General features: G+C 66.2%; 17 protein-coding genes and 1 pseudogene. 2 read left to right on the top strand and 16 right to left on the bottom strand.

All coding sequences use genetic code 11. The annotated features are described in order from the left end of the window. Position 1: 1 nt before the first annotated feature. The 5 genes from dgoD to FXF75_RS01810 are packed head-to-tail and all read right to left on the bottom strand — an operon-like array spanning position 2 to position 5512. The gene (gene dgoD / locus FXF75_RS01830; RefSeq protein ID WP_163519855.1) at positions 2-1156 is read right to left on the bottom strand and encodes a galactonate dehydratase; all 1155 of its coding nucleotides are present in this window, start codon (positions 1154-1156) and stop codon (positions 2-4) included. Next, positions 1153-2292 (bottom strand): ABC transporter ATP-binding protein, encoded by a 1140-nt coding sequence (locus tag FXF75_RS01825; RefSeq protein WP_163519854.1) that lies wholly within the window; start codon positions 2290-2292, stop codon positions 1153-1155. The genes dgoD and FXF75_RS01825 overlap by 4 nt, the downstream gene beginning before the upstream one ends. Positions 2293-2298: 6 nt before the next feature. Further along, positions 2299-3168, bottom strand: coding sequence for a carbohydrate ABC transporter permease (locus FXF75_RS01820; protein ID WP_163521052.1), 870 nt, complete (start codon positions 3166-3168; stop codon positions 2299-2301). Next, a complete protein-coding gene (locus FXF75_RS01815) occupies positions 3161-4180 on the bottom strand; it encodes a carbohydrate ABC transporter permease (protein WP_163519853.1) in 1020 nt (339 codons plus the stop codon). The genes FXF75_RS01820 and FXF75_RS01815 overlap by 8 nt, the downstream gene beginning before the upstream one ends. Positions 4181-4198: 18 nt before the next feature. Continuing rightward, positions 4199-5512, bottom strand: coding sequence for an extracellular solute-binding protein (locus FXF75_RS01810; RefSeq protein WP_309221738.1), 1314 nt, complete (start codon positions 5510-5512; stop codon positions 4199-4201). 312 nt (positions 5513-5824) lie between these two features. Between FXF75_RS01810 and FXF75_RS01805 the strand changes: the two genes are divergently transcribed. Then, positions 5825-6571: an IclR family transcriptional regulator gene (locus tag FXF75_RS01805; protein ID WP_163519852.1), complete on the top strand. Its 747-nt coding sequence runs from the start codon at positions 5825-5827 to the stop codon at positions 6569-6571. Between the two features lie 238 nt (positions 6572-6809). Here FXF75_RS01805 and nirK read toward each other — a convergent pair whose 3' ends face one another. Then, a complete protein-coding gene (gene nirK, locus FXF75_RS01800) occupies positions 6810-7874 on the bottom strand; it encodes a copper-containing nitrite reductase (protein ID WP_163519851.1) in 1065 nt (354 codons plus the stop codon). A gap of 709 nt (positions 7875-8583) precedes the next feature. On the opposite strand from nirK, the gene FXF75_RS01795 reads away from it, so the two are divergent. Then, a complete protein-coding gene (locus FXF75_RS01795) occupies positions 8584-9120 on the top strand; it encodes a CPBP family intramembrane glutamic endopeptidase (protein WP_163519850.1) in 537 nt (178 codons plus the stop codon). A gap of 67 nt (positions 9121-9187) precedes the next feature. Here the strand turns inward: FXF75_RS01795 and FXF75_RS01790 are convergent. The 10 genes and pseudogenes from FXF75_RS01790 to FXF75_RS01745 all read right to left on the bottom strand — a co-directional run bounded on the left by FXF75_RS01790 (position 9188) and on the right by FXF75_RS01745 (position 17454). Continuing rightward, a pseudogene (locus FXF75_RS01790) lies at positions 9188-11484 on the bottom strand (nitric-oxide reductase large subunit). 646 nt (positions 11485-12130) lie between these two features. After that, on the bottom strand, positions 12131-12439 hold the full coding sequence (locus FXF75_RS01785; protein WP_163519849.1) for a cupin domain-containing protein: 309 nt from the start codon (positions 12437-12439) through the stop codon (positions 12131-12133). Between the two features lie 18 nt (positions 12440-12457). Further along, positions 12458-12685, bottom strand: a complete 228-nt coding sequence (locus FXF75_RS01780; protein WP_163519848.1) for a DUF2249 domain-containing protein — start codon at positions 12683-12685, stop codon at positions 12458-12460. Positions 12686-12780: 95 nt separating this feature from the next. Then, complete coding sequence (locus tag FXF75_RS01775; protein WP_163519847.1) at positions 12781-13428, bottom strand: hypothetical protein; 648 nt, start codon at positions 13426-13428, stop codon at positions 12781-12783. Positions 13429-13670: 242 nt separating this feature from the next. Further along, positions 13671-14054: a cupin domain-containing protein gene (locus tag FXF75_RS01770; protein ID WP_163519846.1), complete on the bottom strand. Its 384-nt coding sequence runs from the start codon at positions 14052-14054 to the stop codon at positions 13671-13673. 64 nt (positions 14055-14118) lie between these two features. Next, a complete protein-coding gene (locus tag FXF75_RS01765) occupies positions 14119-14898 on the bottom strand; it encodes a nucleoside phosphorylase (RefSeq protein ID WP_163519845.1) in 780 nt (259 codons plus the stop codon). A 115-nt stretch (positions 14899-15013) separates the two neighbouring features. After that, the gene (locus tag FXF75_RS01760) at positions 15014-16366 is read right to left on the bottom strand and encodes a hypothetical protein (RefSeq protein ID WP_163519844.1); all 1353 of its coding nucleotides are present in this window, start codon (positions 16364-16366) and stop codon (positions 15014-15016) included. Next, a complete protein-coding gene (locus tag FXF75_RS01755) occupies positions 16363-16605 on the bottom strand; it encodes a DUF2249 domain-containing protein (protein ID WP_163519843.1) in 243 nt (80 codons plus the stop codon). The genes FXF75_RS01760 and FXF75_RS01755 overlap by 4 nt, the downstream gene beginning before the upstream one ends. A gap of 25 nt (positions 16606-16630) precedes the next feature. Continuing rightward, positions 16631-17239, bottom strand: coding sequence for a substrate-binding domain-containing protein (locus FXF75_RS01750; protein ID WP_163519842.1), 609 nt, complete (start codon positions 17237-17239; stop codon positions 16631-16633). Next, positions 17167-17454 (bottom strand): hypothetical protein, encoded by a 288-nt coding sequence (locus FXF75_RS01745; protein WP_163519841.1) that lies wholly within the window; start codon positions 17452-17454, stop codon positions 17167-17169. Before FXF75_RS01745 ends, FXF75_RS01750 begins: the two co-directional genes overlap by 73 nt. Positions 17455-17851: the final 397 nt, after the last annotated feature.

Genomic DNA, 17851 nt, shown 5'->3' with positions numbered 1-17851 from the left:
GTCACCACTCCGCGACGCTCCCGTCCTCGTGGCGCCAGACGGGGTTGTGCCAGTCGATGTCGCCCGCCTTCGCGCGGACGTGCTGTTCGTCTATCTCGATGCCGAGTCCCGGACCGTCCGGGAGGTCCACGTACCCGTCGTGGTAGTCGAAGACCGAGGTGTCTGCGAGGTAGTCCAGCACGTCGCTGCCCTCGTTGTAGTGGATGTCGAGGCTCTGCTCCTGAATGAGCGCGTTCGGCGAGACGGCGTCCACCTGGATGCAGGCCGCCAGCGCGATGGGACCGAGCGGGCAGTGGGGGGCCATCGCCACGTCGTAGGCCTCCGCCATGTCGGCTATCTTCTTGACCTCCGTGATGCCCCCGGCGTGGCTCAGGTCGGGTTGGATTACGTCCACCGCGCCCGACTCGAACACCTCCTTGAAGTCCCACCGCGAGTACATCCGCTCGCCGGTGGCGATGGGCGCGGTCGTGTGAGCCGCGATTCCCGGGAGCGCGTCGTTGTGCTCCGGGAGAACCGGCTCCTCGATGAACATTGGCTGGTGGGGTTCGAGCGCGGCCGCGAGCCGTTTGGCCATCGACTTGGCGACCCGGCCGTGGAAGTCCACGCCGATATCGGCCTCGTCGCCGACCGCCTCGCGGACGGCTTCGAGGCGCGCCTCGGCCTCGGCGACCGCGGCGGGCGAGTCCACTCGCTCCATCTCCGCGGTGGCGTTCATCTTCAGCGCGGTGAACCCCTCCTCGACCTTCTCGCGGGCCGCGTCGGCGACGTTCTCGGGGCGGTCGCCGCCGACCCACTGGTAGACCCGGATGCGGTCGCGCGCTCGCCCGCCGAGCAGTTCGTACACCGGCGCGCCGAATTGCTTGCCCTTGATGTCCCAGAGCGCCTGGTCGATGCCCGCGATGGCCGACATCAGGACCGGGCCGCCGCGGTAGAAGCCGCCACGGTACATCGTCTGCCAGTGGTCCTCGATTCGGTCGGGCGACTTCCCCAGCAGGTAGCTGTCGAGCAGTTCTTCGACGGCAGCCCGCACGGTGTGGGCGCGGCCCTCGACAACCGGTTCGCCCCAGCCGACGAGACCGTCGCTGGTCTCCAGTCGGAGGAAGAGCCACCGCGGCGGGACCTCGTACAGTTCGTAATCGACGATGCGGCCGCTCATGCCGACTCCCCCTCGGTCGGGACGTGTTCGCTCACGCTCACGTCGGTCGCGGCCGTCTTGGTCTTCAGCGCGTCCCCGGTCTCGGGGTCGAAGAGGTACAGCGCCGTCTCTTCGAAGTCGAACCGGACGGTCTCGCCGGGCGTCGGCCGGAGTTCGCTCGCGATTCTGGCGGTCAGTTCCGAATCAGCGAAGTCGGCGTAGAGGAAGTTCTCGTTGCCCATCGGCTCGACCACCGACGCCTCGGCGGCGTTGCCGCCGGACTCGACGAGGTAGATGTCCTCGGGCCGGACGCCGACCCGGACCCGGTCGCGTCCGGCGACCCACGAGGGGTCGTCGAGGACGTAGGTGAAGTCGCCGGGACCGTGGAGCGTGCCGTCGGAGACGTCCGCGGTGAACAGGTTGATGCTGGGCGAGCCGATGAACTTCGCGACGAACTCGTTGGTGGGGTCGCCGTACACCTCCTCGGCGGTGCCGACCTGCTGGAGTCGCCCCTCGTTCATGATGGCGATGCGGTCGCCCATCGCCATCGCCTCGGTCTGGTCGTGGGTGACGTACATCGTCGTCACGTCGAGGTCTTGCTGGAGTTCTTGTAGTTCTGTCCGCATCTCCGACCGGAGCTTCGCGTCGAGGTTCGACAGCGGCTCGTCCATCAGGAACACCTCCGGCTCCCGGATGATGGCCCGGCCGAGCGCGACGCGCTGTTGCTGGCCGCCCGAGAGGTCCCGGGGGCGCTTTCCGAGCAGGTCGGTGATGCCGAGCATCTCGGCGACCTCCTCGACGCGCTCGCGAATCTCGGCCGAACTCCGCTTCGAGGAGAGCTTGAGACCGAAGCCGAGGTTCTTGCGGACGTTCATGTGCGGGTAGAGCGCGTAGTTCTGGAACACCATCGCGACGTCCCGGTCGCGCGCCCGCTGGTCGGTCACGTCCTCGCCGTCGAAGCGAATCGCCCCGTCCGTGACCTCCTCGAGTCCGGCGACGCACCGCAACGTCGTCGTCTTTCCGCAGCCCGAGGGGCCGACGAGGACGAGGAACTCCCCGTCTTCGACGGTGAGGTCGACGTCGTCGACGGCAGTGAGTAAGCTGCCGCCGTCTATCTCGAATTCCTTGCGCAAGTCGTCGATGTCTATCGTAGCCATGATGAATCACTCCTTGACTGAACCGGCGAGGATGCCGCTGACGAAGTACTTCTGCAGGAAGAGGAAGAGTAGAAAGATGGGGACGATGGAGAGTCCCGCGGCGACCATGATTTGGTCGTAGTAGACGCGCTGTGCGCCGACGAGGTCGCTGATGGCGACCGGAATCGTGTACTTGTCCTGCCCGAGGATGACCAGCGGGAACAGGAAGAGGTTCCACTGGAAGAGGAACAGGACGATGGCCAGCGCCGCCAGCGACGACTTCATCGTCGGCAGCGCCACGCGGTAGAACACCTGAAACTCCGTCGCCCCGTCCATGCGTGCGGATTCGAGCAGCGCGTCCGGAATCGACTGCATGTTCTGGCGCATCAGGAAGATGCCCAGCGGGTTGGCCGCCCACGGCAGGATGATGGCCCAGTAGGTGTTGGTCAGCCCGATGCGCGACATCAGCAGGAACAGCGGGATGACAAGCAACTGGATGGGCAACACGAGCGTGGCCAGAATGGCGTAGAAGATGGGTTCCTTGTACTTGAACTCGTACTTCGCGAAGGCGAACCCGCCCATCGAACACAGCACCAGCGACAGCACCGTGTAGACGGCGCCGACGAGGACGCTGTTGCCGATGGCCGCGAGGAAGCCGAGTTCGTGGCCGAGGAACTCCGTGGGCGAGCGCTGCTGCAGGGCGTTGAAGTTCTCGAAGAACTGCGCCAGCGACCCCGGCAGGAGCTGGGGGTCGCTGGCGGCCGCGAGGAACGCCTGCTCGTTGAGGGTCGCGGCCACCACAATCCAGTAGAGCGGAACGAGGGTGACGAGGACCGCGACCAGCAGGAAGGCGTACGTGACGAGCTTCCAGCCGAACTCCCGGTGGTGGTCACGCACTGCCACCACCTCCGACGGCCTTGATTTGGAATATCGAGAGCGCGCTCACCACGGCGATGAGGACCCACGTCAGCGCGCTCGCGTAGCCGAGCTGGAACTGCACGAACGCCATCTCGTAGACGTACTGGACGATGGTCCGGGTCGCCGACGCGGACGCCCCGGCCTCGCTCACGATGAGCGGCTCGGAGAACAGCTTGAACGTGCCGATGGTCGAGGTCACGCCCACGAACAGCAACACGGGTTTGAGTTGTGGCAGGGTGACGTACCGGAACTTCTGGAGGCGGTTGGCCCCGTCCATCTCGGCGGCCTCGTAGAGCTGTTCGGGCACGTTCTGGAGACCGGCGAGCAGGATTATCATGTTGTAGCCGGTCCACCGCCACGTGACCGCGCCCACGATGGTCATCCGCGACCAGAAGTCGCTGGCGAACCACGGAATCGGGCCGAGACCGACCAGTCCGAGGAGGTAGTTGACCAGCCCGTGGTCCTGCATGAGCAGGACGAAGACGGTCGCGTACGCCACGAGGTTCGCCGAGATGGGCACCGCCAGCGTCGTCCGAAAGAGACCCTTGAGCCTGACGAACGAGGCGTCGAGCGCGACCGCCAGCGTGAGCGCGACGGCAATCATCAACGGCACCTGCACGAGCAGGATGAAGACCGTGTTGTACATGGCCTGATGGAACTGCCCGTCGGTGAGGAGTCGCTGGTAGTTCGCCAGCCCCACGAACTGTAGTTTCGCTATCGTGGTAATCGTTACGTTGATACCGGGCACGGTGAACAGCGCCGCGCCGCCGACGCCCTCGAACTCGAAAAAGGAGAGGTAGACCGTGTAGAGGATGGGGAACGCGAGAAACACCCCGAACAGGACGAAGAAGGGCATGAGGAACAGGTAGGGGACGCCCTCGACGCTCGGCAGGCTGTCGGTGAGCCGCTGGCGACGCCACCGGTAGGCGTCCCGGAGTTCGTCGCGATACGTTGCGCGCCGCTGACCCGCTGTCGTGTCTGTGTTAGCCATGAGGGGAGAGTCGGGCCGTCAGGCCAGTTCTCTGTCGGTGCGGTCGGCGACCTGCTTGGCGGCGTTCGCGACCGCCTTCTTCGGCGAGACGTCGCCGTTCATCATCTTCCGGAAGTGGGTGTTGATGGCCTTCGTGACCTCCGGCGTGTCGATGGTGTAGCGGTACGGCGGGATGTCGGGCGCGATTTCGGCGAACATCCGACCGGCCGACTGGCCGCCGAGGAACTCGCTCCCTTGGTCGAACGCGTCGCTCTGGTAGGCCGGTTCGTACGCCGGGAAGATGCCGTACTCCTCGTACATCTTGACCTGATTCTCCTTGCTGGCCAGCGAGTACTCCATGTAGTCCCACGCTCGGTTGGCCTTCGCGTCGCTGATTTGGTCGGCAATGACGAGGTTCGAGCCGCCCCAGTTGGTCGCTCGCGCGCCGCCCGACTCGAACGCCGGGGGTCGCATGACCCGCCACTTGCCGGACGTGTCCGGAAGCTCGGACTTCAGCGTTCCCTCCATCCACGCCCCGGCGGAGAGCGAGGCGATGGAGCCGTTCTGGAAGCCGGAGAACCACGCGCTCGACCACGAGGCCTCGCTCGCGGTGATACCGGCGTCGCGGAGGCGCTTGAGGTTGCGCGCCACGCGGACGCTCTTCTCGTTGTCGAACGCAATCTTCCCGTCCTCGGTGAACGGTTGGCCGCCCAGCTGGCGGTACTGCATCCGCCAGAGACCGTCGTAGTCGTTCGACGGAATGTTGAGCATCGCCACGTCGTCGGGGAGCTTCTTGCCCTCCTCGATGAACTGCTCCCACGTCTCGACGTCGCCGACGTTCACGTCGTGTTCGTCGAGGACGTCCTTGCGGTAGAACGTCCCGACCGGGCCGATGTCCCACGGGAGCGCGTACGTCTTCCCGTCCTTCTCCAGCGGACCCCACTTGCCGGAGACGAACTTCCCTTTGACCTCGTCGCTCAGGTAGCCCGACACGTCCTTGAGTCCGCCGGTATCGACCCACGCGGCGGCGTCCACGCTCTCCATCATCGAGACGGCGGGCGCCCCGCTCCCGGCGAGGAGCTTGGACTTGTACTTGTCTTTCAGGTCCGAGCGGCCGATTTGCTTGACGTTCACGGTCGCGTCGGTGTCCTCCTGGTAGCTCCCGGCCGTGATTTTCAGGGACTCCGCCGCGACGTCCCAACCCCACGCGGTGATGGAGTCGGCCTTCTGGTTCCCGCCACCGCCGCCACCCATGCAGCCTGCGAGGGTCGCCGCGCCAGCCAGTCCCGCTCCTCTCAGCACGCGTCGTCGGTTCGTATCGATGTTGCGGTCGGTCATGAGAGACGCTACCACAATCCGACACCTTCGTAAGTTATAAATTTTGGTATTCTCGCCCAGAATAGAAAGATAGCTCACGAATTCGCATATTACGCTTTAGATTATTGCCGAAATATTGCCTAAGCCTACCATCAATAGAAACAGGGTAGTTCACTCTTAGTGAACGAGACTGAATACTCGGAGAAGTGCGAAACCGGAAAATTCGACGCCCTCACTGTCCCTCGCGACGCTACTCGCGAGCGCACCATTATTTAATCAAAGATAATGTCTTTCTTCCGTTCGCTATCAGTGAACAGAGATTAGTATCTGGAACGAGACCCCCTCGCTATGGCGAACTATCCGGTCGGCGCGACGGGCACGACCTTCGAGGTCGTCGAGGCGCTCGCGACCCTCGACGGGGCGGGCGTGACGGAGGTCGCCGAGCGACTCGACCTCTCGAAGGGGAGCGCGTACAACCACCTCGCGACGCTCGAGGAACTCGGCTACGCCGTCAACCGGGACGGACGGTACCGCCTCAGCCTGCGGTTCCTCGACCTCGGCGCGCGCATCCGGGACGCAGACGGGGCGTATCGCGTCGCCCGGTCCGCGGTAGACCAGTTGGCCCACTCCAGCGGAGAGACGGCGAGTCTCGTCGTCGAGGAGGCCGGCGAAGCCGTCTTCGTCTACCGCGCGGGCGACGACGGGACGACGCACCTCCGGGAGGGGAGTCGGGTTCCGCTACACGCCTCCGCGGCGGGGAAAGCCATCCTCGCGAACGGACCGCCGGAGGCGGACGGCGAGCGACTCGGCGACGACGCCGAGGCACCCACCGACGAGACGATAACCGAACGGAACGCGTTCGCCCGCGAACTCCAGACCGTCCGCGACCAAGGGTTGGCGTTCGACCGCGGGGAACTGTTCGCCGACCGTCGGGCGGTCGCGGCCCCGATAGTGACCGACGACGGCCGCGCGGTCGGGGCCGTCGCCGTCTCCGGCCCGGCCGACCGGATGAGCGGGAAGCGCCTCGAAGAGGACATGCCCGGACTCGTTCTCAGCACCGCCAACAAGGTCGCCGTGGACCGAATAACGGACTAAACTACCCGTTTAACCATGATGAATGCCGAGTGAGGGCCTGAGAGGCGACTCGATGGCCATTTTGGCCGGGCAAGCGAGAACAGCAGCGCAGCGCCGCGCCGATGCGTTCAACGATGGTGAATGCCCGGTGTCGCGCGCTGGGTCGCCGTCAATTGAAAATCCGAAGTGACGAGCGGTCGAAACGAGCGGAGTCGAGCGGCGGTTCGGCCGCCGAACCCCTCGTCAGCGGACCCACCACTTAGTTCCCGGGTTCGGGGTCGAAGAGGTCCGGTCGCTCCTTCCCGTCGGCCTGCACGATGGCCATGCAGCCCTTCCGAGCGACTCGGCTCAGCGAGTGGTCCACGAGTTTGAAGTTCCCGGGAACGGGGAAGTTCATCGTCGCTATCGTGGTGCTACCCGGCGCGACCTGCTTGGTCTGGATGTGGGTCTGCGGACGGGTGGTCAGCGACCCCTCGGGCCAGAGCTTCTCCCAGACGTTGCCGATGGGGTGGAAGCTACTGGTGAGGTTCGGGCCGCCGGTGACGAAGAACACCCGCGCGGTGTCCCCGGTTTTCACCGTCGGCGCGCCGTACTTGTCGGGCGTGCAGGCGTACTTCTCGCCGTTCATCACGACGTAGCTCGGTTCCTCGCGCTTCATCGCCTCGTGGTCGAAGTTGTGCTTGCCCGTCTCGCCCGCGCGCTTGTCGGTGTATATCTCGTGCTGGCCGAAGTAGAACTCGTGGTCCACTTCGGGGAGTCCCTCCTCGGGTTCGACGAGGATGAGACCGAACATGCCCGCCGAGATGTGCATGTCCATGTTCGGGACCGCGCAGTGGTAGATGTACGCCCCGGGGTAGGTCGCCTTGAACTTCAGGTGGGCGGTCTCGCCCGGCGCGGTCATCGTGGCCTCGGCACCGCCGCCCGGTCCGGCCGCGGCGTGGAAGTCCACGTTGTGGGGCATGTCGTTCTCGGCCGGGTTTTCGAAGGTGAGGTTCACGGTGTCACCCTTCCGGACCCGAATCATCGGACCCGGAACCTGCCCGTTGTAGGTCATGTAGTTGAACGTGACCCCGTCCTCGATTTCGGCCGTGACCTCCTCGGGCCGGAGGGTCACGTCCACCTCCTTCGGTCGGTTGCGGCTAATCGGGTCGGGGATGTCTGTCGGGTCCGCGGCGACGCGCTGGACGGTCTTCTGTTTCTGTTTGTTCATGGCCTTCTGGGTCTGGGTCGTTTTCGGGGCGGAGCGGGTCGAACACCCGGCGAGGGTGGCCGCGCCACCGAGACCGATACCTTGCAGGACCGTGCGACGATTGGTTGCGGGCATTGGGAGTCACCTTACAGTTACAGATAGTCGCCGACACCCCTTCAATCGGGAAACTGATTCTCAGGCCGCGAGAAGGCTATCGAACGTGTTCGTGGCGTTCTCAGATTCTGAGAACGACCGGGGTCTCCCGAGACAGAAACTCGTGATACCGGGTCGCCTGACCGACAGGTAGCACTGACCGCGGGCGTCTGAAGGACTCGTGGCGACTATTCGTCAACGACTGTCCGAACTCGGCGGCTCCGCCGCCGTGACTACGCTGATAGTGCTGAACGTGCCTCCGCGTCTCTCGTGTTCGTGAAACGACTGCAGCGTCTTCGGACAGGGCAGACTAGTCCGGGTCGTCACCTGCCCTCCACGCAGGAAGTAACGACTGGTCGCCGCTTCTACTCCGCCGTCCGGACAGCACGTCGTGGACACCTATGTTCGTCCACCGACACTATTAAGTGAGAAGTGTAAAACACATTTTACTGTAAAGCATGCTTTACGGAAAATGGACTTTACAGGGCGAGCTATGACTCGGAACGAGCCTTCACCGACGGGACGTGCCTCAAACGGCCTCAGCGTCGGCGCTATCGTACCGCTAGGAGTCGCTTTGAGTTGGGTCGTCGTGGAGTTCGGCTTACGCCGGGGCGTCGTTCCCCATTTGGCGACACCGTTAGGTGGCCCGTTCGCAGCGGATTGGACGGTACTCCTCGTCGGATTCCCGGCGATGGGAGTCGCCCTCTCGTGGGCGGCGATTCAGAGCGGCCAGCGTCCCGAAGCGTGGGGGTACCACTGGTCGCGGCGCAGCGTCGGCGTCGGCATCCTCGGCGTCGGTGTGCTGGTCGCTGTATCGGCCGTAACCGGCTACGTGGACGGCGTGTTGTTCGCCGGTAACGAGATGAACGCGACGTTCACCAGTGCCGTCACGGACGCGCTCCGGACGACTCCGTCGCTCGCTCTTGTGTTCCTGCTGGGTAACGGGGTCTTCGGACCGATAGCAGAGGAACAGGTCTGGCGAGGCATCGTACAGACGGACGCTGTGGAGGGATGGGGTGTCGCAACCGGAATCGGAACGACGGCACTACTCTTTGCTTTCAAACACGTCGTCGTCGATGGTTCGGTCGCACGACTAACGACGCTGTTGGCGATGGGTCTCGTGCTGGGACTGCTGCGCCACCGGTCCGGAACAGTCAGTAGTACAGTTGCCCACATCGGAGTGAACACTCTCTCGACAGCGGCAATCGTCTTCGCGGCGTTGGGCTAACACGTAGCGAGCAGAGCAGAGCGCCCCCGACGAGACCGGAATCGTCCGAAAGAATGCGAACCGCAGTTCAGTCGTCGCTCTCGACCACCGACTCGGCCGAGACGGGCGCGTCGCCGGGAGCGTCGGACGGCGTGGTCTCGCCGCGGGCCAGCACCTTCTTCACCACGTCGTAGCCGAAGATGGCCGTCCCGAGGATGACCAGCGTGTCGCCCGGCATCCGGAGCCAGAACAGCAGTTGGACCAAGTCGCCCTGATAGAACGACAGGCTCCGGGCGGCGTCGTAGCTCTGGGTGAACGCGACCTCCAACTGGAGGAAGCCGACCGGGAGCAGACTGACGCCGACCATCAGCGCGAGACCGACGTTCCACGCCCAGAACGCCCGCCGGAGGTTCGTCCCGGACCACTTCGCTTCGGGCACCGCGATGCGGAGCATGTACGTCACCATGCCGAGCGCGAGGAAGCCGAACGCGCCGAACATCGCGCGTGGGCGTGGGCCACCGTGAGGTAGGTGCCGTGCTCGAAGTAGTTGATGAACGGCAGGTTGATGAAGAATCCCAGCACGCCCGCGCCGACGAAGTTCCAGATACCGCTGGCGATGATGAACATGAACGGCAGGGTGTAGGGGAACGACTGCCCGCCGCTCGACATCGCGCGGTACTGGCCGAAGGCCTCGTAGAGGATGAACACCAGCGGGATGAGTTCGAGCGTCGAGAACGCGCTCCCGATGGGCACCCAGACGTCGGGTTGGCCGACCCACCAGTAGTGGTGCGAGACGCCGATGACGCCCGTACCCATCACGAGCAGGGCCTGCACCATCACGGCCTTCTCGGCCGACCGCTTGGTCAGCAGATTCATGCTGACCAGCGTGACGCCGACCAGCGCGACGATGAAGAACTCGAAGGCTCCCTCGACCCACATGTGGACGACCCACCAGCGCCAGAACTCCGTGACGACGATGTTGGTCTGGGGCGTGTAGAGGAAGCCCGCACAGAACAGCAGGGCGATGGACCCGCCCGCGTACAGAATCATGTGGGCGAGACCCCACTTGGGTTCGCGGTCGAGCAGGGGCTTGAGACCGCGAGCAACGAGGGCGGCCCACGCGAGGAAGCCGACGAGGATGCCGACCTGCCAGAGCCGCCCGATTTCGAGGTACTCCAGCCCCTCGTTGCCGACTATCCACCAGAGTGCGCCGTCGATGTAGCCCTTCGCGCCGAGCCAGATGCCGACGAGGGCACCGACCACGACCACGACGAGGACGCCGAGCAGGCGGTTTATCCACGCCCCCTGCTTACGGGGTTCACGTCCGGTCAACAGCGGCGGGAGGAACAGCCCCGCGCCGAGCCAGAGGGTGGCTATCCAGAGGATACCGAGGTCGAGGTGCCACGTCTTGGCGATGGAGAACGGGATTAGCTGGAGAAAGTTGACGCCGAGTAACTCACCGAGTCCGAAGAAGTCCGCCCGCTCGATGTAGTAGTGGGCGAGTAGCCCGCCGAGCAACACCTGTCCGAGGAACAGTCCCGCGCCGACGACCGCGAACCGTAGCGCCGCGGCCTGCCCGGGGAACAGGTTCACCTCGTCGGGCCGCGGAATCGAGACGCCCTCGGTCTCGGGTTCGGGGAGTTCGATGGACTTGTAGAGCCAGACGCCGAACCCGGCCCCGGCGACGAGCAGTATCATGGCGATGACGCTCCACGTCATGGCCGCGCCGGTGGCGTCGTTACCGGCCGCCGGTTGGTAGGGCCACTCGTTGGTGTAACTGTGGTCCGCGCCGGGCCGGTCGGTGTGGGAAATCCACGCCGTCCAGAGCGCGAAGTCGGCGAAGCGCCGGGCCTCCTCCTCGCTCTCTATCATCCCTGCGGGGACGCCGCGCTCGTGGCTCCCCTCGTGGTAGCGCTCGACGTACACCTGCCGGACCTGCTCGTGGGCGTAGGCCTCGGCGGCGGAGTACTGGATGCGCTGTCCCGGGTCGCCGTCGGTGAGGTCCGACTTCACCGCCACGTCCACGGTGGCCCGTTCGCTATCCGTGAGGCTTCCGTAGGACGACGTGTCGTACTGTTCGCGGGCGTAGTACTGGCGCATGAACTTCACCTTCAAGTCGAGCGTGTCCGCGGTGTAGTCCTCACCGTAGTACGCGCCGTTACCCAGTATCGACCCGTGGTTCATCATCCCGTCCGACTGGAAGATGGTCTTTCCCTCTCGGACCTGCTCGGCGTTCACGATAGTCTGACCGTTCGGCCCTTCGACCTCTTTCGGGATGGGCGGGGCCTGCTGGTAGGAGTACCACGCGCCGGCACCCATCACGGCCAGGTTGAGGACGAAGACGACCGCGAGTATCTTGCCGAGTGTGCTACGTTTGACTCTCATACACGTCGAGATTGGCCTTCGTGGGGCTTTTAATTGGAGCGCGATTCCTGCACTCCGGGAACCCGGGCGAACGTGTTCGGGCAGACCGGGACACCCGTCTCGGGGCGGCGACTCGTCGCCCGCCCACAGTTTCACTCAATACAACCATTGCAAAGAACAGAGTGCGCTCGACGCGACAGACCACAGACGCAACGCTCTACGGACTACGGGATGCACTCTGCTCCGCAAACCGCGAGACGCGTTCTGTTTCGGAACCCGCGTGATTCGCTCCGCTCCACAAACCACGGGATGCGCCGCGCTCTCGCTCGGCCGCACGCGGTGCAGACGCGGCCGAGCGCACGGGCAAGCGGGGAGCGCGGTCGCGGTGCGTACGGTGCAGTGGAGTGCTGTGCAGTGCGGTGCTGTACTCCTCAGTTCAACGATAGCTAGCTTCACCGCCCCGTCACAGTTAACGCAGACGGAGCGCGCCTACGTCGGACGCACAGTATCTAACCCACCCATTTCGTTCACACAGTACTGACGCCGTCTGTACCGCGAACGTCGGTACGCGATAAAAAGAGGGGAAGACGAACGGTCCAACCCGTTCGCGTCTGCGCGAGTCGAGAGCCACGCCGGCGTTCGAGCGCCGCACCGACGCCCGATGCAGTTACTCGTCCTCTGACCGCGGAGCCAGCACCAGCAGCGCGGTGCTGTCCGCCCCGGCCTTCGGCGACACCTCCCGTTCGCCGTCGAACCGCAGGAGGTCGCCCGGTTCGAGGACGTTCGATTCGCCGTCCACTCGCACGTCGAGACGCCCCGACACGAGGTGGACCACGATTTCGCGCTCGGGGTGGCGGTGGGCCGGGACTTCTTCGCCCGCGTCGAGCGAGAGACGGACGGTCTTCGGTTCGGCCCCCGGAAACGCCACTTCTCGTGGTCGCTCGGTCAGGTCGTCGAGTGCGACTGTCTCGGTCATGGCGGTATCAGTCTCGGCCTACTGCTTGGGGAACTTCGCGACGAACTTCTGGGCGTCCTCGCGTTCGACCTCGTAGCTGTCGGCGTCGAACGACTCGACCTCGGCCTGCATCTCGTAGAACAGCGGCTTGGGTTCGTGGTCGTTGACGATTTCGAGGACCTCGCCGCTGTCGAGTTCGGCGAACGCGTCGTGTATCTTCGGATGACGTTCCGGCGGCGGAATCTCGCGGACGTCTAGTCTCGGCATGACGAGTGGAGATACTCGCGGTCGTCCCTTCGCGGTTGTCCCGAACGTGTTCGCGGTCGGGCGGCCGAGTCGCGTCGGACCCGCAGAAGGAATACTCAGGACTCGACGTCCTCGACGGAGAGGCGATAGGCGACGTAATCGGCGACGGCGAGTCTCAGTTCGTAGTACTCGCCCTCGTACGTCACGTAGCGGTTGCTCCGGAGTTGGTCCGGAAACGCCTCCGCACCGTAGCCCTCGACGTCCTCCTTCGCTCGGGCCGCCTCGAACAACTCGCGGGCGTCCGCGGTGAGGTTCTCGTAGGCGACGACGCCGTCCGAGGATTCGACCGACGAGGCGTTCACGACCGTCGCGTTCCCCAGATGGTACTCGCCGTAGAAGCCGCCGCGCTCCCACGACAGTTCGTAGAGCGTCCCGCGATAGCGGGCGTACCAACCGTCCGTGTCGGGCGTCAGTTCCCCGGTGAGGTTTGAGCGCGTCACCCGCACCGACTCGTTCTCGACGGCCCGCCGGAGCAGGTCGCGCTCGGACGCCGAGAGGTCCGCGGCCGAGAGGGTCGCGCGAGTCGGCAGCGTCGTGGTCGAGGCGGTCGATGCGTCGCGGGTCGTCGGCGATTCGGCGGTCGCCGCGGTCCCGGCCGTCGGGTCCGCAGTCGTCGTCGATGCGGCGTCCGGCGGAGGCGACCCCGAGCACCCGGCGAGAACTAGCAGGACGGCGAGACAGACCGAACTGACGCGGAGGGGCATACGCCGTCTCTCCGCGCCTCTTTACAAGTGTCTTGTGTCGAATCTGAATGGAGTCGGCGAGAGTTTAGCGCGTTTTGCGGGCGCGGTGGCGTGTTCACTCCTTCGCGCGCCGTTTCTAGTCTCCACCTCCGACCGCACCGCCCACCGCGGGCGTGGCTCCGCGCTCACTCAGTTCGCGCCGTCTCCTCGACGGTGGTTCGTGTCACTGACGCGCTCCGCGGGCGCGGTGACGACTGACTCTGTCAGTCGCCTCCGCGCGGGTCGAACTCGCCGCGCTTCAACCCCTCGCGAACGGGGTCGTGTTCGGCGTCGGTCGGCGGGGGCGCGGTGACGAGCGTGGCCTCGAGACGCCGGTCGGCGTCGGCCTTCACGCCGCGGTCCTCACCCGCGGGCACGACCACCACGTCGCCCGGCCCGACCGCGTGTTCGTCGTCGCCGTCGCGGACGACGCCCCGGCCCTCTCGGACCGTAATCGCCACGTCGCTGTCGGGGGCGTGGACCGGGATGAACTGGCCCGGTTCGAAGTAGCCGAGGACGACCTTCATCCGGTCGCTCCGGAAGACGGACTGCGCCGAGAACTGTTCGTCGTCGTACTCGCGTTCGGCGTCGAAGTCGGTCGCGACCATGTCGGAGGTGGGAGCGTCGCGGTCGTGGGGGCTTCGCCGAACGTGTTCGGTCGCTCTCGGACAGTCAGGGCCGGGAGCGCGACGCGAGAAGCTCCTTGGCGGTGTCGCCGAGGCGGCGCATGTCCTCGGCGGTCAGGTGGAACTTGGGGTCCCAGTCCGACTGGCCGAGGTAGTCGCTGACGACGAACATCGCGCCCGCCTCGACGCCGCGGTAGTCGGCCACCGCGAACACCGCCGACGCCTCCATCTCGACCGTGAGGACGCCCGCCTCGGCGTAGCGCTCGACCTCGGCGTCGGTCTCCTGGTAGATGGCGTCGGTCGTCCACGAGGGACCGACGTGGAACGGTTCGTCTCGCTCGTCCAGCAACTCCGTCGTGTCGACGACGAGCGAGTCGCTGGCCTCGGCCCACTTCGCGGACTCGACGTAGTGGTGGGAGGTCCCCTCGTCGCGGATGGCCTTCTCGCAGACGATGAAGTCGCCCATCTCGACCGAGTCGTCGAGACACCCCGCGAACCCGATGGAGAGGAACGCCTCGACGCCGTCGGCGACGAGTTCGTCCATCAGCATCGCGGTCGTTGGAGCTCCAATTCCGAAGTCGCCGAGGACGCCGACCTCGTAGTCGGTGTCCTCGAAGCAGTAGAGTCGGCCGTAGTAGTGGTCCACCGTCTCCCCGTCGTACGTCTCGGTGAAGTACTCCATCAGCCCGCGACTGTAGCAGAGGACGACCGCTTCCGGCGGTTCCGCTACGTCGCCCTCGGCCTGCGCCGCTCTGTAATCGGCGTGTTCGTCGGGCGTGACGATAGGGTCCGCGCCGTACTTCTCCGGGTGGTTGGGAAACGGCATCGCTCGGCGCTACAGAGGGCACCGTGAAATGCCTTTGCCGGGTTCGGGAGGGCGTGGCAATACGCGGTTCCGCTACGCCGCCGCGCCGGGAGAGTCGATAGCGCCAGTCCCGGAATCACGGGAACTGCTCGTCGGGGTCGCTGTCGCTCGACTTCGGCGACGTGCCGCCGAACGCACCGATTCGGAGCGACTCCGGGCCGTGGCGGACCACGACGCCGGTCAGGTTGGCGGCGAAGACGGCGAACCCGAGGGTCGCCAGCGCGCCGCCGACGAGACGCGCGGACTCGAACGCCGTACTCTCGCCGAGGACGACCAGCGAGAGACCGCCGAGCGTGAGCCAGAAATCGACCGCGGCGAGGCGGTCGTCGTAGAGGTCGTCTATCATCGGGACCTGTTCCAACCCCACCCGGTCGCTGTACTGGCGAATCCAGACGATGAACGGCACGACGTGATAGAGGGTCCCGAGCAGGACGAACCCGACCACACCGGCCGCGAGGAGGTGGCCCGCCGCGGGGTGGCCGAACGTCGTCGCGGGGTCGGCCGGTCTTCCGAGCCACGACGGAGCGGCCGACAGCGCCCACGACGGGAGCGCGAGCGCGACCACCGCGTACCGCGAAAGCATCGGCGTCCGCTCGACCGTCGTCTCGTAGAGCTTTCGCGCGAGGACCGCCGCGAACGCGAGCAGGCCGACGACTGCGAGGGCCGCGCCGACGCGGGCCAGCCACGCGTGACCGACCAGTCGCCCGGCGGCGAGTGCGACGACGCCCGGCGGATACGTCCACTCCTCGACCCGCCGGAGGGTCGCGTCCGTACCGCGAATTTCAGTCTGGGTGAACATCGTGGCGAGTTGGTAGAGCGCGCCCACCACGGTCGTGAGGACGACCCCGAACACCGCGAGCGTGGCGTGGGCCGCGACGACCTGCGAGCGCGCGAGGCCCGCCGCGGCCAGAACCGGCCGGGTGAAATCCACCGCGAGGAGCAGGCCGAGCGCCGTCACGAGCAGGACGTAGCCCAGCGCGAGCGCGAAGTGTCGTTCTGTCGCGTCGAACTCGCTCGCCCCCGAGAGCGTCCGGCCGACGTTGTAGACGAACGTCCAGAACCCGACGAGCATCGCGCCGCCGGCGACCGGGAGCAGGTCGAGGTTCCCTGCCAGTAGCAGGCCCGAGAAGCCCGCGACGCCGCCGCCGACCAGCGCGAGTTGGGCCACCGCGAGTCGCCGCGAGTGGAGTCGCAGGCCCGACCAGACCGGGACGAACTGAGTCATCGCGCCCAGAATCGTGAGACAGACCCACCCGACCAGCAGGAGGTGGACGTGGGCCGCCCCGGCGAGACCCGGCGCGACGCCGACGACGCCGAGGACCCCGAGCGTCGCGCCCGCCAGTAGGAAGCCGAACCCCGCGACGAAGTGCGCGAGCGGAATCGCCATCGGCGGGCCGCGGTCAGCGTCGATGCCCGCGGGGACGCTCATCGCGGTTCTATCTCCACCCGCCACTCGTCGGGGGCGACCTGCTCGGTCTCGTGGTCGAAACCGCGCTGGTCGAGGACCCCGTAGAGCGGTTCGGGTTCGAAGCTGTTGACGAGGACCAGCGTCTCGTCGTCGCCGAGGTCCGACAGCGCCGACGTGATGGCCCCGAACGGTTCGCCGTCTATCTCTCGTGCGTCGAGTTCGCGCGTGGTTCCGTCGTGAGCGGTCTCGTCGTTCGTCATAGCTGTAGGTGCGGTCGTTCGTCGCCTATCGGTTGTCCCGACCATGTTCGACGGGGTATCGGTCCGGCACGGTGAACCCGAACTCCCGGAGGCGCTCTGCGTTCCCCACGAGATTCCGGTAGAACGGCTTCCCGCGGTCGGTCAGGTGGGCCGCCCCGTACCGAATCGGTTCGCCGCGAATCGTCTCGCCGTCCACGGACACCGCGGCGCTCCGGTAGTGGTCCGCCAGTTCGGGGTCCGAGAGGTCGAACTCGGCGGGGAGGTCCACCCGCGGCAGGTCGTGGGCCACCGCCATGTTCCGGTAGGCGAACGCGGCGTCAAGTCCGCCCGCTTCGAGCGTCCGGAGCAGTTGGGTCTCGGGGAAGACGTCGGCGTTCTCTCGAATCGCGTCGGCGGACGCGCCTTCCCGACCCGCGAGTTCCAGCGCGAGCAGGGTCCGGTAGCCCAGCGGGTCTCTGGCGGGGTCTGTCCGGCCGACCGAGACGTCTTCGCGCGCGAGCGCCGACCGCCAGTCGCCCCGAATCGCGTCGGCGTATCGGGAGTCGGGGTCGTAGACCACCGTCAGCGCGTTGGTGGCGAACGTCGCGTGCCACCCCGCGAGGTCCGAGACCAGACTCGGGTCGGCCAGCGCCACGGCGTCGGGTCGCGCGCCCCCGAGCGAACGAGTTCGACCGCGGCGAGACTCCCGTGGGCCTCGACCGTCGCGCCCGCCACCTCTTCGGCGACCGTCTGGAGGCTTCCGGCGACGAGCGCGCGGGCCGGAGCCGAGTCGGTCGTCCCCGTGACGCGGACCCCGAGCGCGCCGCCCGCGAGCGCGCCGCCGGAGAGCAGCAGCGTTCGTCGTCGCATGTTCGGCGGTAGTTCCCGGAGTTCCAAAAAGCGGGACGCGCGTTCCCAGTCGGCGGGAACGTTCCGGATAGGTGGTCGGTCGAACGTGTTCGCAGGCCTTCCTATCGCCCGGGAATCGTCTCGCGAGTTGAAGGACGATACGTGACCAGAGTCGAACGTATGATGCAAGTAACGACGGCGCGACGACCGACCGCGGGAGGTGTCGTGACGTGAGTCTCTCTCGGCGCGACTTCGTCCGGGGTGCTGGGGCCGGCGCGGTGGGGACGCTCCTCTCCAGCAGTTGGGGGGCGACCCAGAGCGTCGAACCCGTGACCGAGGTGGACAACCCCCTGAAGTCCTATCCGAACCGGGACTGGGAACAGGTCTACCACGACATCTACGCCTACGACGAGGTGGA

This window comes from Halorussus sp. MSC15.2, from assembly GCF_010747475.1.
Lineage (GTDB): Archaea > Halobacteriota > Halobacteria > Halobacteriales > Haladaptataceae > Halorussus.
This window is presented reverse-complemented; position numbering and strand designations above follow the sequence as displayed.